Below are 15,049 nucleotides of genomic sequence, written 5' to 3'. Positions count from 1 at the left end.
CACATCCTGACAGCGGGATCCGGCATCCCGCGCGAGGGGCCGCCGACGGCCCGGTTCGTCCCGATGCGCCGTGCTCGGAACCGCAACTCGCGTGATTGGAACCGTAAGTCGCGTGATTGGAACCGCAACTCGCGTGATCAGGGACGTGACTCGCGTGATCGAGCGCGTATCTCACGTGATCAGAAGGGCATCACACGTGATTGGGCGGGCATCTCACGTGATCAGAAGGGCATCTCGCGTGATTGGTGGGGCATCTCGGGGCTCAGCCGTAGGCTTGGCGGATGTGGACGCGGCGGTAAGCCGAAGGCGGCGTGTCGAAGTGGTCGAGGAACGCCTGGCGGAGGGTTTCCGTCGAGCCGAAGCCGCAGCGGCGGGCGATCGTGGCCAGCGGGAGGTCGGTGCCCGACAGCAGGCGCGCCGCGTGTTCCGTGCGGATCGTGCGGACGTAGCGGCCCGGGGTGGTGCCGAGGTGGGCGTCGAACAGGCGGGTCAGCTGGCGGGTGCCGATCCCGGCGCGGGCCGCGAGGGCCGGGGTGCCGAGGTCGGCGTCGAGGTGCTCGGCGATGTACGCGGTGAGGTCGCGGACTTCGCGGTGCTCCGGCGGCGGCCCGGTCAGGAAGAGGCTGACCTGGGCCTGGTTCCCCGGCCGCTGCAGGTACGTGACCAGGGCGCGGGCCGCCTCGCGGGCCAGCGACGGGCCGTGGTCGGCCTCCACCAGCGACAGCGTCAGGTCGAGCCCGCTCGTCACGCCCGCGGCCGTGTAGACGTTGCCGTGGCGGACGTACAGCGGCACCGGGTCCACCGTCACCGACGGGTAGTCGCGGGCCAGCCGCGCCGCGTACCGCCAGTGCGTCGTCGCGCGGCGGCCGTTGAGCAGCCCGGCCGCCGCCAGCACCTCCGCGCCCGTGCACACCGACGCGACCCGGCGGCTGGTCCGGGCGAGCCGCCGGACGTGGGCCAGGATGCGCTCGTCGGCCGCCGCGGCCGTGCTGCCCCAGCCGCCGGCGACGACCAGCGTGTCGAGATCGCCGGCGACCTGGTCGAGCCGCAGGTGCGGCTGCAGCGTCAGCCCGGAGCAGGTGCGGATGCCGTGCCCGTCGACCGAAGCCAGCTGCAGCTCGTACGGCGGCCGCGCGCCGAGCCGGTTCGCGGCGTCGAACACGTCGGCGGGGCAGGCGATGTCCAGCAGCTCGGCGTCGGCGTAACCGACGATCGCGACCCGTCTGGGTGAGCCTGGCATGATCGAACGCTAGCAGCCCGACCGGCGCTCGGACGTGGTTCGCAGGAATTCGGACATCCGGGCCGCCCGCCACCCGGAGTCTCCCCAAGCTCGGCAGCATGACCGATGAGCAGAAGACCATCGCCTTCGTCGTGTACCCCGGCCTCACGCCGCTGGACCTCGTGGGGCCGCTTCAGGTGCTGAGCGCGCTGGCGCAGCTGAATCCCGCCTACCGGACCGTCGTCGTCGGTGCCACGAAGGACACCGTCGGCACCGACACGCCGCTGCGGATCGCTCCCGGCCACACGTTCGACGAGGTGCCGTCCCCCTTCGCGGTGCTGGTGCCCGGCGGCACCGTGCCGACGTTGCAGGCGATGTCGGACGAACACCTCCTCACCTGGCTGCGCACGGCGGCCGAAGGCGCCGAACTGGTGACGTCGGTCTGCACCGGCTCGCTCGTCCTCGGCGCGGCGGGGCTCCTGGAAGGCAGGCGGGCGACGACGCACTGGATGTTCCGCGACCTGCTGACCGCGCTCGGCGCGACCCCGGTGGCACGGCGGTGGGTCGAGGACGGCCCGGTGATCACCGCGGCGGGTGTCTCGGCCGGCATCGACCTGGCGCTGCACCTGGTGGAACGGCTGGCCGGACGGCAGCTCGCGACGACCGTCCAGTTCGCCATCGAGTACGACCCCGAGCCGCCGCAGGGCGCTCTCGACTGGGCGAACCAGCCCTACGGCGACCTTAAGCCGCTGCGCGAGCACACGCTGCGCGAGGGGCTGGCGGCGAACCCGGCGCTGCGGGACAAGCTGCTCGCCCACGCCTGAGGCGAACGTCGTCGGCCATCCGGGTGAGCGGGGTTCCCCCGGCGCGCCGGAAGGTTAGATTCAGCTCGCTCGATCAGGTGATCTCGCGGGTGGGGTGTTGTAGCCGTGCGGTTCCAGGTCCTCGGCCCGTTGACGGCCACCGTCGCACTGCCGTCGGCGGCCCAGCCGCGGCGGCTGCTCGCCGTCCTCCTCGCCCGCCCCGGCCGGTTCGTCGGCCGCGACACGCTGGTCGACGAGCTGTGGCCGGACGGGGCGCCGTCGAGCGCCGCGGCGGTCGTCCAGGTCACCGTGTCGAAGCTGCGCAAGACGCTCTCGCCCGGTCTCGGGGCCGCCGAGGCCGGGCAGCGGCTGCGGTCCGGGCCGCGGGGCTACGCCCTGTCGGTCGAGCCGGGGGAGCTGGACGCGGACGACTTCCTCGCGCTGCTGGCTTCGGGCGCCGACGACCGGGCGCAGCGCCGCCGCACGCTCGAACGGGCCCTGGCGTGCTGGCGGGGCGACGCGTTCGCCGACGTCGCGGGCGGGCCGCTGCTGGAGGCGCACAAGCTGTGGCTGGAGGACCGACGGTCGGCCGCGCTGCTGCAGCTGGTCGAGCTGGAGCTCGCCGACGGCGACGGCCGGTCCGTCGTCGAACGGCTCGACCCAGTGGTCGCGGCGCGGCCGGCCGACGAACGGTTCGCCGCCCGGCTCGCCGCCGCGCTCGGCGCCGTCGGCCGCCGCGAGTCGGCACTGGAGGTGCTCCGCCGGACCCGGCGGGCGCTGTGGGACGAGGCGGGTGTGTGGCCGGGCGCCGACCTCGTCGCGGTGTACCGCCGGATCGCCGGCACGGAGTGGACGACGCCGGGGCCGCCCGCCCAGCTCCCGCCCGCGGTGCCCGACTTCACCGGGCGCGGCGCCGAGCTCGCCGGCGTCGCCCGCGCGCTGCGGGGCCCGGCCCCGGTCGTGCTGCACGGGGCCGCCGGGGCCGGGAAGTCCGCGCTGGCGGTCCAGGCCGCGTGGCGGGCCCGCCGCCGGTTCCCCGACGGCCAGCTGACCGCTTCGCTGCGCACCGCGGACGGGACACCGGCCGAGCCGGCGACCGTGCTGACGGGGCTCCTGCGCCGGCTCGGCGCAACACCGGCCGAGCTGGCCGACCGGGCGGGCCTGACCGGGCTCTGGCGCGGGTACACCGCCGACCGGCGGCTGCTCGTGCTGCTCGAGGACGCCGCGTCCGAGGCCCAGGTGCGCGCCCTGCTGCCGAGCGGGCCCGGCTGCGCCACGCTGGTCACCACGCGCCGGGAGCTGCCGGGACTGTGCGGCGCGCGGGCGATCCCGGTGCCATCACTGTCCACAGAGGACGCCTGGGCGTTGCTGGCGGCGATCGCGGGCGAACCGAGGCTGCGGGAGGAACCCGAAGCGGCGCAACGGCTCATCGAGCACTGCGGCGGCCTTGCGCTCGCCGTCCGGATCGCCGGGGTGAAGCTCGCGACGCGGCCGAACCAGCGCGTCGCCGACCTCGCCGCGCGGCTCGCCGACGGCCGCCGCCGGCTCGACGAGCTCACCGCCGGCGACCTCGGCGTCCGCGCCGCGGTGACGTCGGCGCTGCGGGACCGTTCCGCCGCCGACGTGACCCTGTTGCGGCTGCTCGGCGCCTTCGGTGTCCCCCTCCCCGACTGGAGCGCCGCGGCCCTGCTCGACCGGCCCCTCGGCGAAGCCCGCGACCGGCTCGACGAGCTGGCCGCGGCCCACCTGCTGGACCCGGCCGGGACGCGGTGGGCGGTGCCGCCGTTCGTGCGGCTGGTGCTGGCCGAGCACCCGGCCGGCACCGACGAGCCCGCGCTGCGCCGGGCGTGCGAAGCCGCGCTGGTGCACGCCGAACACGCCCGGGGCCGCCGGGTACCCGGCTCGAAGCCGGATCCGGTCCTCGCGCGGCGGATCGCGGCCGATCCGGCGGCCTGGGCAGCCGAGGAGACCGGTCACCTCGCGGCCGCCGTCCGCGTGGCGGGCGCGCACGGCTGGCACGAGCTGACCGAACGGCTCGCGGACGCCTGCACGGCGCTGGCGGGCACCCCGTGGCTCGGCCACGCCGCCCGCGCCGTCTCGGTGCTCGGGCTGGCGGCGGCGCGGCGCCGCCGTGACCCGCGCGCGGAGGCCGAGAAGCTCCACAACCTCGGCGCGGTGCATCTGCAGCACGGCCATTGGCGCCGGGCGCGGAACTACTTCGTCATGGCCGAACACCGCTACCGCGCGCTGGACGACCCGCAGGGCACCGGCGCGGTGCTGGCCGCGCTCGCCGACGTCCACCTCGACGGCGGTGACCCGCGGGCCGCCGAGGCCGAGCTGCGGGAAGCGCTCGGCCTGTTGCGCGACTGCGGGGACCGCCGCGGGCAGGCGGCCGCGGCGGCGCAGCTGGGCTCGCTGGCCGAGGACGTCGGCGACGTCCGGCGCGCGGTCGAGAGCTTCGAGGTGAGCATGCTGCTCGCCCGCGAATGCGACGACGGCCGCTGGCACGACCAGGCCGCCAAGCGCTACGCCGACGTCCTGCGCCGGCACGGCGGCCAGGACCAGGCGGCGGACCTGCTCGCCGGCGCGCTCGGCGGTGCCGTCCGCACGCGCGAGCGGCACTGGGAGGCACACGTCCTGCGCAGCCTCGGCGACCTGCACACCGACGCCGGGGAACTCGCCGACGGGCAGCGCTGCCTGACGCGGTCGCTGGCGCTGTTCGAGCAGATCGGGCACCGGCACGCCGCCGCCTACACCCACCGCAGCCTGGCCGAGGCGCGCCGCCGAGCGGGCGACCCGGCGGGCGCGCGGCGGCACCTGCTGCTCGCGCTGGGCGTGTTCCGGGAGCTGCGCGACCGCCGCGGCGCCGGGTACGCCCTGCTCGGCCTGGGCCGCACGCAGGCCGGGGACGGCAACGCCGCCGAGGCGGCGCGGCTGCTGCGCACTTCGGCCGGCTTGTTCCGCGACCTCGGGTTCCCGCTGTGGGAGCTGCGGGCGCTGCGGGACCTCAACGCCGTCACCAGCGCGTCCCCGGACCACGACCGGACTCGTGAAGTCTTGGCGAAGATCAAGACCTGACGGCGGCCCGCCCGGTGCGCGGCGGCCGGGGTTTGGCGAAGTTATGGCCGTCCCGATTTGGCTCACCGGCGTTCGGATCGTCGCAGGAGAGGAAGGCAACTCATGCCGGGACAACGGATGCTGGCGCGGGCGGCACTGGGGCTCACCGCCACCGCGGCGACGGCGGTCTTCGCCACCATCGGCACCGCGTCGGCGAGCGTCGAGGTCACCAAGCTCACCCAGGCGCAGGCGGCGTCGCAGCTGTCGGCGGCCGGGGTGACGCACTCGTCGAGCGGCGGCTGCACCAACCGGAACAACTCGACCTGCACGTCGTACGAGCAGATCAACCAGAGCACGGTCAGCGGCGTCATCACGCTGAAGCGGGCCAGCGGCTGCGCCGTCAACATCACCGGCGGCACCGAGACCGGGCACGCGTCCGGCACCTACAGCCACTGGAACGGCTACAAGGTGGACATTTCGCACAACAGCTGCATCGACTCCTACATCAAGAACAGCTTCGGCTACATCGGCCTGCGCGGCGACGGCTACCCGCAGTGGAAGGCGGGATCCGGCAACCTGTACTGCGACGAGGGCAACCACTGGGACATCACGTACTACACCTGCGGCTGCTGAGCCCCGGCCGGGACCTGCCCCGGGCGGGCAGGTCCCGGGCACCGTCGCCCCGCCCCGCCGATCCAGAACCACCTGAGCGAACCGCTCCCCACAACGGAAGGTTCCCGCCCTCGGCGGTTGCGCTCACCGCCGAGCCACCCGGCAACCCCCGATCGGCCCTCCTTGCGCAGCGGGGGAGAAGAGCCCACCGGCTCCCGGTTCGTACGGTCGGGGCGCACCCGAGTCGGATCGGCACAAGGAGCGCGGATGACCCTCGCAGAATCGGCGCGGCCGGACTCGGCCGCTCGGCCCGCGGATTCCCGGCGGTGGGCCGCGCTCGTCCTGCTCTGCACCGCCAACTTCATGGTGATCCTCGACGCCCAGAGCGTGATCATGGGCGTCCCGCTCATCGCCGCGGATCTGGGGCTGTCGCCGGTCGAGGCGCAGTGGGTCCTCTCCGGGAACCTGCTCACCTTCGGCGGGCTGCTCCTGCTGGGCGGGCGGGCCGCCGACCTGCTCGGACGCCGCAAGGTCTTCATGCTCGGGACCGCGCTCTTCCTGCTCGTGTCGGTGCTCTCCGCGCTCGCCACGGCCGGGCCGCTGCTGCTCGTCGCGCGGGCGCTGCACGGTGTTTCGGCCGCGCTGATGGCCCCGACCGCGCTGGCGATCCTCACCGACATGTTCCCCGAGGGCCGCGAACGGAACCGGGCGCTGGCCGCGTGGTCCGCGATCGCCGCCATGGGGGCCACCATCGGCCTGCTGCTCGGCGGGGCGCTGCTCGGGTGGTTCGGCTGGCCGTCGCTGTTCTTCGTCAACGTGCCGGTGGCGCTGCTCATGCTGGTGCTGAGCCCGGTGCTGCTGCGCGAAAGCCGGGACGCCTCGGCGCACCGCACGCTCGGCGTCGCGGGCGCGGTCCTCAGCACCGCCGCGCTCGGCCTGCTCGTGTACCTGCTCGTCGAAGCGCCCGAACAGGGCTGGACCAGCTTCCCCATCCTCGGCCTCGCCGTGGTCTTCGTGGTCCTGACCGCGGTCACCATCGCCGTCGACCGGCGCTCGGCCGCGCCGATGCTGCCCGCGCGGCTGTTCCGGTCGCCCACCGTCCTCGGCGGCAACGTCTTGACCGTCCTGATCGCGATGCTCGCCTTCGGCATGTCCGTCGTGCTTTCCCAGTACTCCCTGGGCGTGCTGGGCTACACGCCGATCCGGTTCGGCCTGAGCCAGTCGGTGATGCCGATCGCCTCCGTCCTCGGCGCCTACGCCGCGCAGAAGGCACTGGCCCGGCTGGCCGTCCGGCCCGTCGCCGTCACCGCCTTCGTGCTGCTCGCGATCGGCAGCGCCCTGCTGATCGGCATCTCGCCCGACGCCGGCTACCTGACGACGGTGTTCCCCGGGCTGGTCCTGTTCGGGCTCGGGCTCGGCGTCGGCCCGGTCGCGCTGGTGGCCGCCGCCCTCACCGGCGTGACGCCGGCCGACGCCGGCATCGCCTCCGGGATCAACGTGGCGGCCTTCCAGGTCGGCGGAGCGCTCGGGGTGGCGGTGGTCTCGACGATCATCGCCGCCAACATCGCCGCGACGCCGGGGCCGTCCGGCGCGCTCGCCGGGTTCCACGCGGGCATGGCCGCCTGCGCCGGGTTCGGGGTCGCCGGCGTGGTGGTCGCCTTCGCGCTGCTGAGGAAGGCCCGTCGCGGGAACTTGACCGCGGTGCCGCGCCCGCACTGACCAAGCTCAGTCCGCGATGAACAGCCAATCGCCCGTACCGCCGCCCTGCCGGTACGGGCTGTCGGCCCGCTTCGCGACGACGCCGGGCAGGCCGTGCTGGCGGGCGGCTCCGGCAACGGCCTCGCCGCCGCCGGAGTAGTACCGCGGGACCTGCCAGTGCCGGTCCTCGATCCCCAGGCCCTCGAGCAGTTCCCGGCGTTTGGTGTAGGGCAGGTCGAGCGTCGGGTGGCCGTCGAGGTGCAGGACGTCGGAGGCGAAGTAGAAGACCGGGCAGCTGGTCTTGAGCCGTTTGGCGGCCGCGCCGTCGGCCCGGCGGCGCTCGTCGAGGCCGCCGGGGTGGGGCTTGCCGTCCTTGACCACGACGACTTCGCCGTCCAGCAGCACTTCCGTCGATCCGAGCTGTTCGCCCAGCTTGTGCAGCTCGGGGTAGCGGCCGGTGACGTCGGCGCCGGTTTCGTCGTGCGCGGTGACGCGGCCGCCGCAGACGAGCAGCATCGTGCGCAGGCCGCCCCAGGCGAATTCGTAGGCCCACTCGTCGTCGTCCGGCGGCAGCCCGCCGGGGACCGCCGTCATCGGCTCCAGGAACTCCGGCGCGTCCTCGTGCCCGGGTTCGGCGGGGTCGAGGCGCCGCAGCGTCCAGTCGCGGCCGTCCTCGTCGTGCCGGTTGACGAACAGGTACTTGCCGCGCGCGCGTCCGCCGTGGAAGACGACTTCGACCTTGTGGTCGTTCCAGTGCAGGGTTTCGTACTTCCCGGTGTCCCACACGGTCATCCGGCCGCCGCCGTACTCGCCCGCGGGGATCTCGCCGGAGAAGGTGAGGTACTCCATGGGGTGGTCCTCGGTGTGCACCGCGAGCCGGGGCACGCCGGGGGAGAGCGGCAGGCCCTTCGGCACCGCCCACGAGACGAGCACGCCGTCGCGTTCCAGCCGGAAGTCCCAGTGCAGCCGGGTGGCGTGGTGCTCCTGGATGACGAAGAGGTTGTTGTCCCCGGGGACGGGCGGGCCGTCCGGCCAGGGCTCGGAGGTGCGGTCGCGGGCACGCTTGCCGCGGTACTCCTCGAGTTTGTCGGCCATGGGCCCCCGGTACCCCTTCCGCTCGAAGAGCTTCCAGGGTACCGGGGCGACGACGTCAGTCGGTTTCCGCCACGGCTTCCGCGAACTGCGCGGCGTAGAGCCGCGAGTAGGCACCGCCGCTGTGCAGCAGCGTTTCGTGGTCGCCCTGCTCGACGATCTGCCCGTGCTCCATCACCAGGATCACGTCCGCGTCGCGGATCGTGGAGAGGCGGTGGGCGATGACGAAGCTCGTGCGGCCGCTGCGCAGCGAGTTCATCGCCCGCTGGATGAGCACCTCGGTGCGGGTGTCGACCGAGCTGGTCGCCTCGTCCAGGATGAGGATCACCGGCTTGGCCAGGAACGCCCGCGCGACCGTGATCAGCTGCTTTTCGCCCGCGCTGACCGTGCCGCCCTCGTCGTCGAGCACCGTCTCGTACCCGTCCGGCAAGGTCCGCACGAAGCGGTCCACGTGCGTCGCCTTCGCCGCGTCGACGATCTCTTCGCGGCTCGGGTCGTCCGCGCCGTAGGCGATGTTCTCCGCGATCGTGCCGCCGAACAGCCACGCGTCCTGCAGCACCATGCCGGTCTGGTCGCGCAGCTCTTCGCGGTTCATCTTCGCGATGTCGACGCCGTCGAGCGTGATCCGCCCGCTGTCGAGCTCGTAGAACCGCATGAGCAGGTTGACCAGCGTCGTCTTCCCGGCACCGGTCGGGCCGACGATCGCCACCGTCTGACCGGGTTCGACGGTCAGCGAAAGGTTGTCGATCAGCGGCTTGTCCGGCAGGTAGCGGAAGGAGACGTCCTGGAACTCGACGCGCCCGCGGATCACGGACGGCCGCTGCGGCTCCGCCGGCTCCGGGGCCTGCTCCTCGGCGTCGAGCAGCGCGAACACCCGCTCGGCCGAGGCGACGCCGGACTGCAGCAGGTTCGCCATGCTGGCGATCTGCGTCACCGGCTGGCTGAACTGGCGCGAGTACTGGATGAACGCCTGCACCTCGCCGAGCGTGAGGCTGCCCGACGCGACGCGCAGCGCGCCGATCACCGCCACCAGCACGTAACTGAGGTTGCCGATGAACATCATGGCCGGCTGGATCATCCCGGAGATGAACTGCGCCTTGAAGCTCGCCTGGTAGAGCGTTTCGTTCTGCTTGTCGAAGATCGCCGCGGACTCGTCGCGGCGGCCGAACACCTTGACCAGCGAGTGCCCGGTGTACATCTCCTCGACGTGGGCGTTGAGCTTCCCCGTCGTCGACCACTGCTTGATGAAGTTCGGCTGCGCCCGCTTCCCGACCTTGGCGGCCACGACCGCCGACAGCGGCACGGTCAGCAGCGCGATCAGCGCCAGCAGCGGCGAGATCAGGAACATCATGATCAGCACGCCGATCACCGTCAGCAGCGACGAGACGATCTGCGACAGCGTCTGCTGCAGCGACTGCGCGAGGTTGTCGATGTCGTTGGTGACGCGGGAAAGCACCTCGCCGCGCGGCTGGCGGTCGAAGTACTTCAGCGGCAGCCGCGCGAACTTGTCCTCGACCTCCTGGCGCAGCCGGTACACCGCCTGCTGCACCAGGGTCGTCGTCAGCCGGGCCTGGATGAGCCCGAAGAACGACGAGATGACGAACAGGGCCAGCACGGTCAGCAGGATCTGCCCGACCTTGTCGAAGTCGATGCCGACGCCGGGCACGAGGTCGACGCGGCTGTAGATGTCGGCGAGCGTGCTGTCGCCGCGGGCCCGCAGACCGGCGACGACCTGCTCCTTGGTGACCCCCGGCGGCACCTGCTTGCCGAGCACGCCGGCGAGGATCGCGTCGGTGGCCTGGCCGAGGATCTTCGGTCCGATCACGGTCAGCGTGACGCTGGCCGCACCGAGCACGAGGACGCCGATCAGGGCCACCCGCTGCGGTCTCAGCAGCTGCAGCAGCCGTTTCAGGGACCCCTTGAAGTCCAGTGGCTTCTCGGGCGGCGCGCCGCCGCCCATGAAGCGGGCACCGGGTCCGGCGGCCGCGGCCCCGGTGTTGCGGTGCCGTTGCGCGGTGGGCCGTTCCCCGGCTTCGGTGACGGCGGCCTTGGGCGTTTCGGTGGTGCTCACGCCGCCTCCTGTTCGGTGAGCTGGGACAGCACGATCTCCCGGTAGGTGTTGTTGCCGTCCATGAGTTCGTGGTGGGTGCCGGTGCCGACGACGCGGCCTTCGTCGAGGACGATGATCCGGTCGGCGCCCCGGATCGTGCTGACCCGCTGCGCCACGATGACCACCGTCGCGTCCTTCGTCTCCGACACCAGCGCGCGGCGCAGGGCCGCGTCGGTCGCGTAGTCCAGTGCCGAGAACGAGTCGTCGAACAGGTAGATCTCCGGTTTGTGCACCAGCATCCGGGCGATCGCGAGCCGCTGCCGCTGGCCGCCCGAGACGTTCGTGCCGCCCTGGGCGATCGGCGCCTCGAGGCCCTCGGCCATCGCTTCGACGAATTCCTTGCCCTGCGCCACCTCCAGCGCGTGCCACAGTTCTTCGTCGGTCGCGTCCGGGTTGCCGTAACGCAGGTTGCTCGCCACCGTGCCGGCGAACAGGTACGGCTTCTGCGGGACGAGCCCGACCGCACGGGCGAGCACCGCCGGGTCGAGGTCGCGCACGTCGACGCCGTCGACCTTCACCGTGCCGCGGGTGGCGTCCATCAGGCGGGGGATCAGGTTGAGCAGCGTGGTCTTGCCGGTACCGGTCGACCCGATCACGGCGGTGGTCTCACCGGGCCGCCCGATCAGCGAAATGTCCTGCAGCACCGGCTTTTCCGCGCCGGGGTAGCGGAATTCGACGTTCGCCAGCTCCAGGTGCCCGCGCACCGCGCCCGGGCGGATCGGCGACACCGGCGGGCGGACGCTCGACTCGGTGTCCAGCACCTCGCTGATCCGCTCGGCGCTGACCTCCGCGCGCGGCACCATCATGAACATGAACGTGGCCATCATGACGGCCATCAGGATCTGCAGCAGGTAGGACAGGAACGCCGTCATGGCGCCGATCTGCATGCTGCCGGAGTCGATGCGCTGCCCGCCGAACCATAGCACCGCGACGCTGGAGGCGTTCATCACCAGCATCACGATCGGGAACATCAGCGCCATCAGCCGCCCGACCCGCAGCGACACGGTGAGCAGCTCGTCGTTGGCGACGTCGAAGCGCTGCCGTTCGTGGGAGTCGCGCACGAACGCCCGGATCACGCGGATGCCCATGATCTGCTCGCGCAGGATCTGGTTGATCCGGTCGATCCGCACCTGCATCAGCCGGAACGCGGGACGCATCTTCGCGATGACCAGCCCGACCGAAACCGCCAGCACGGGCACGATCACCAGCAGCAGCGACGACAGCGGCACGTCGAGGTTCAGCGCCAGGATGATGCCGCCGACGCACATGATCGGCGCGGACACCATCAGCGTCAGCGTCATCAGCACCAGCATCTGGATCTGCTGGACGTCGTTGGTGGTGCGGGTGATCAGCGACGGCGTGCCGAACTGGCCGACCTCGCGGGCCGAGAAGTCCTGCACCCGGTGGAAGACGCCGGCCCGGATGTCCCGGCCGATCGCCATCGCCGTGCGCGCGCCGAAGTACACCGCGCCGATCGAGCCGGCGATCTGGGCCAGCGTGATGGCGAGCATCACCGCGCCGATCCGCAGGATGTAGGGCATGTCGCCCTTGATCAGGCCGTTGTCGACGATGTCGGCGTTCAGCGTCGGCAGGTAGAGCATGGCGATCGTCTGCACGAGCTGCAGCCCGACGATCACCCACAGCGTGCCCCGGTACGGGCGCAGGTGGCTGCGCAGGAGCTTGACTAGCACAACGGTTCCCCCAGTGGAGTGGTGGTGTTCGGTTCGGGATTTCCTCCGGCGCCGCCGGTCAGGGTCGGCATCCCGGCGGCCAGCTCGTCCAGCAGCCGCTCCAGGGTCGGCAGGAGCGGTTCGCCTTCGGTGAACCAGTTCACGAAGGCGACGCGGACGGCGCTTTCCACCGAGGAGGCCATCAGCCGGCACAGCAGGTGGTCCACACCGCCCACCCGTTTCGCGATCGTTTCGGCGAGGACCTGCTCGACCGCCGCGTGGGCGTTCAGGAATTCGCCACGCAGCATGAGCTGGCCCATCAGCTCCCGGATACGCGCAACATACGCGCGATCCGGCTCGCCATCACGCGAATATTGCTCGAGGACCGCCTGTTTGACGGCCTCCCAGAGCGGCTCGCCCGCCGGCCGGGCGAGCAGGGCTTCGCGCATCCCCTCGTGGCGGTCGACCACGATCGAGCAGACCGCCTGCTCCTTGCTGGAGAAGTAGTTGTTGAACGTCCGCGGGGAGACGCCCACTTCGACGGCGATGTCCTCCACCCGGACGTTCTCCAGCCCGCGGTCCAGCGTGAGCCGCAGCGCGGCCTGCGCGAGGGCCCGGCGGGCCTCGCGCTTCTTCCGCTCCCGGAGGGTGAGCTTCGGTGGTTCTTCCGGCGGCATGAGCGGAGTGTAGCGAAAAACTTGCGGGCCACGCAAAAAAGTGCGGGCCCCGCAAGTTTGGGACGAATCGGGCACGACCTGGGATTTCGCGGTCGGGGCCTGCCTCAGCTGCGCGTTCGGCGTCCGTGTGCGCTCTGTTGCGAGCCGCAATTTGCAAAATTGAACCGAATGGCCTAATCCACTGCGCTCACCAGCGGCGACGCTCCGAAATCATGATCACACACGGCGATCGCGCGGGGACCGGCTGTGGACATCCCACGAACCTTTCTGCTTGCATGTCCCGCATCGCCGCCGGGGGCCGGCGTACCGAGCCGTTCCAGCACCACCGAAGTTCGTTCGACAAACCGTTCGTCCAGTACACACAGCCGCACCTGAGCAAGGAAGAAGTGGGACCACATGGCGAGCCGGGCCCGGGAACTCCTGGATCGATCACGCGTCCTGCTGGACCGCTCGCGCGTCGCCGCCGCGCAGTTCCTCACCGCGCCCCCGAAGCACCCGGGGTACACGCCCGCAGCGGGACCGGCGATCGCGGAGCTGTCCCGGCCGGAGCCGGTGGCGCCGCCGTCCGAAGACGGCGTGCTGGCCGAGATCTGCGCCAGCGTCGCCCTGCGTGACCTCAACCTCCTCGACCAGCTCCTCGCGCGGCTGGAGGAGCTGGAGGCGGGGGAGGAGGACCACCACCGCCTCGCCGAGCTCTACCAGCTCGACCACCTCGCCACCCGGCTGCGGCGCAACGCCGAGAACCTGCGCGTGCTGGCCGGGCAGGACACCACCGACGACGCCGCCCGCGCGACCTCGGTGCTCGACCTCATGCGCGAGGCGATGTCCTCGATCAACCACTACGCCCGGATCACCATCGGCCGCGTGGTCAACCTCGGCGTCGTCGGCTTCGCCGCGGAGGACCTGGGCCGGGTGCTGGCGGAGCTGTTCGACAACGCCGCCAACCAGTCGTCGCCCAGCTCGCCGGTGCACGTCAGCGCGCACCTGACCGAGCAGGGCAGCGTGCTCGTCCGGATCGAGGACGAGGGCATCGGCATCCCCGCCGACCGCGTCGGCGACCTCAACGCCCGCCTGGCCGCGGGCGGCGACCTCGACGACGCCGCGGCGCGGCACATGGGCCTCGCCGTGGTCGCCCGCCTGGCGGCCCGCCACGGCGTCACCGTGCGGCTCGACCGCCGCAGCCCGCACGGCACGGTGGCCACGGTGCTGCTGCCCACCGGTGTCGTCACCGAGCTCGCCGAGCACGCGTGGTCGGGCACCCGGACCGTCACCATGGAGCCGGTCAAGGCCGGGGCCGGCGCGGCACCGGCCACCGCCGCCGGGCTGCCGCGCCGCCGCTCCGGCACGCACTCCCGGGAGGCGCCGGAGCCGGCGCCGCGCAAGCCCAGCCCGCGGCCCCGCCCGGTCGAGCGGGCGGTCGGCGGGACCACGCCGAGCGGCTTGCCGCGCCGCGTGCCCGGCAGCATCCGCGCCGCCGCGCCGGAACCGCCGCCGCCACCGCCGTCGCCCCCGCCGGGCGAGGAGACCGCCGGGTCCGGGCACGAGCGGCTGCTCGCCGACCTCGGCGCGTTCGCCGACGGCGAGCAGGCGGCGCTGGCGGAGAACCGCACCCGGCAGGACGAGACGCCCGGAGGAACCGGCTCGTGAGCGCTCCCCACCCGGCCACGGCGAACTTCGCCTGGCTGCTCGACGACTTCGTGCGCAAGGTGCACGGGGTCAGCCACGCGCTGATCATGAGCGTGGACGGCTTCCCGCTCACCGCGTCGGATTCGGTCGGCGAGGCCGAGGCCGAACAGCTCGCGGCGATCGCCAGCGGCCTGCTCTCGCTGGCCGGCAACAGCGCGGCCCTGTTCGGGAAGGGCGCCTGCGAGCAGATCATCATCCGGCTCACCCACGGCTACTTCCTGTTCATGGGCATCGGCTCCGGTGCCGGGCTCGCGGTGCTGACCTCGGGCGAGGCGGACATGAAGGTGGTCGCCTACGAGATGACCCAGTTCATCACCAACGCCGGGCACGCGCTCACCCCCGAGGTGCGCGCGGAGCTGCGGCAGGTGCTGACCGCGCGCCGGCCCCGGACGTGAGGCCCGTGCCCGACCAGGCTTCCGGGGGTC

General features: G+C 72.6%; 11 protein-coding genes. 6 read left to right on the top strand and 5 right to left on the bottom strand.

All coding sequences use genetic code 11. The annotated features are described in order from the left end of the window. Window positions 1-262: 262 nt before the first annotated feature. Window positions 263-1,240, bottom strand: coding sequence for a GlxA family transcriptional regulator (locus Q5425_RS25360; RefSeq protein WP_308674806.1), 978 nt, complete (start codon window positions 1,238-1,240; stop codon window positions 263-265). 98 nt (window positions 1,241-1,338) lie between these two features. Here Q5425_RS25360 and Q5425_RS25355 point away from each other — a divergent pair, with 98 nt between their 5' ends. The 4 genes from Q5425_RS25355 (at window position 1,339) to Q5425_RS25340 (ending at window position 7,410) form a co-directional block, all read left to right on the top strand. After that, window positions 1,339-2,043 carry a DJ-1/PfpI family protein gene (locus Q5425_RS25355; protein WP_308674805.1) on the top strand — a complete coding sequence of 235 codons (705 nt, stop codon included), beginning with the start codon at window positions 1,339-1,341 and terminating at the stop codon, window positions 2,041-2,043. 105 nt (window positions 2,044-2,148) lie between these two features. Continuing rightward, complete coding sequence (locus Q5425_RS25350) at window positions 2,149-5,100, top strand: BTAD domain-containing putative transcriptional regulator (protein WP_308674804.1); 2,952 nt, start codon at window positions 2,149-2,151, stop codon at window positions 5,098-5,100. 102 nt (window positions 5,101-5,202) lie between these two features. Beyond that, on the top strand, window positions 5,203-5,712 hold the full coding sequence (locus Q5425_RS25345) for a hypothetical protein (protein WP_308674803.1): 510 nt from the start codon (window positions 5,203-5,205) through the stop codon (window positions 5,710-5,712). A 246-nt stretch (window positions 5,713-5,958) separates the two neighbouring features. Then, complete coding sequence (locus tag Q5425_RS25340) at window positions 5,959-7,410, top strand: MFS transporter (RefSeq protein ID WP_308674802.1); 1,452 nt, start codon at window positions 5,959-5,961, stop codon at window positions 7,408-7,410. A 6-nt stretch (window positions 7,411-7,416) separates the two neighbouring features. Here the strand turns inward: Q5425_RS25340 and Q5425_RS25335 are convergent, their stop codons facing one another. Genes Q5425_RS25335 through Q5425_RS25320 form a run of 4 tightly spaced genes read right to left on the bottom strand, consistent with a single transcriptional unit; the run spans window position 7,417 to window position 12,938 of the window. Further along, the gene (locus tag Q5425_RS25335) at window positions 7,417-8,484 is read right to left on the bottom strand and encodes a DNA polymerase ligase N-terminal domain-containing protein (protein WP_308674801.1); all 1,068 of its coding nucleotides are present in this window, start codon (window positions 8,482-8,484) and stop codon (window positions 7,417-7,419) included. A 55-nt stretch (window positions 8,485-8,539) separates the two neighbouring features. Beyond that, window positions 8,540-10,552, bottom strand: coding sequence for an ABC transporter ATP-binding protein (locus Q5425_RS25330; RefSeq protein ID WP_308674800.1), 2,013 nt, complete (start codon window positions 10,550-10,552; stop codon window positions 8,540-8,542). Further along, window positions 10,549-12,282 carry an ABC transporter ATP-binding protein gene (locus Q5425_RS25325; RefSeq protein ID WP_308674799.1) on the bottom strand — a complete coding sequence of 578 codons (1,734 nt, stop codon included), beginning with the start codon at window positions 12,280-12,282 and terminating at the stop codon, window positions 10,549-10,551. The genes Q5425_RS25330 and Q5425_RS25325 overlap by 4 nt, the downstream gene beginning before the upstream one ends. Next, window positions 12,276-12,938, bottom strand: coding sequence for a TetR/AcrR family transcriptional regulator (locus Q5425_RS25320; protein WP_308674798.1), 663 nt, complete (start codon window positions 12,936-12,938; stop codon window positions 12,276-12,278). The genes Q5425_RS25325 and Q5425_RS25320 overlap by 7 nt, the downstream gene beginning before the upstream one ends. A 396-nt stretch (window positions 12,939-13,334) precedes the next feature. On the opposite strand from Q5425_RS25320, the gene Q5425_RS25315 reads away from it, so the two are divergent. Then, on the top strand, window positions 13,335-14,585 hold the full coding sequence (locus Q5425_RS25315) for an ATP-binding protein (RefSeq protein ID WP_308674797.1): 1,251 nt from the start codon (window positions 13,335-13,337) through the stop codon (window positions 14,583-14,585). Beyond that, window positions 14,582-15,019 (top strand): roadblock/LC7 domain-containing protein, encoded by a 438-nt coding sequence (locus tag Q5425_RS25310; RefSeq protein ID WP_308674796.1) that lies wholly within the window; start codon window positions 14,582-14,584, stop codon window positions 15,017-15,019. The genes Q5425_RS25315 and Q5425_RS25310 overlap by 4 nt, the downstream gene beginning before the upstream one ends. The last annotated feature ends 30 nt before the right edge of the window (window positions 15,020-15,049 follow it).

The sequence above is a fragment of the Amycolatopsis sp. A133 genome, from assembly GCF_031082405.1.
Taxonomy (GTDB): Bacteria; Actinomycetota; Actinomycetes; order Mycobacteriales; family Pseudonocardiaceae; genus Amycolatopsis.
The sequence above is the reverse complement of the archived record's forward strand: the minus strand, read 5'-3'. Positions and strand labels throughout refer to the sequence as shown.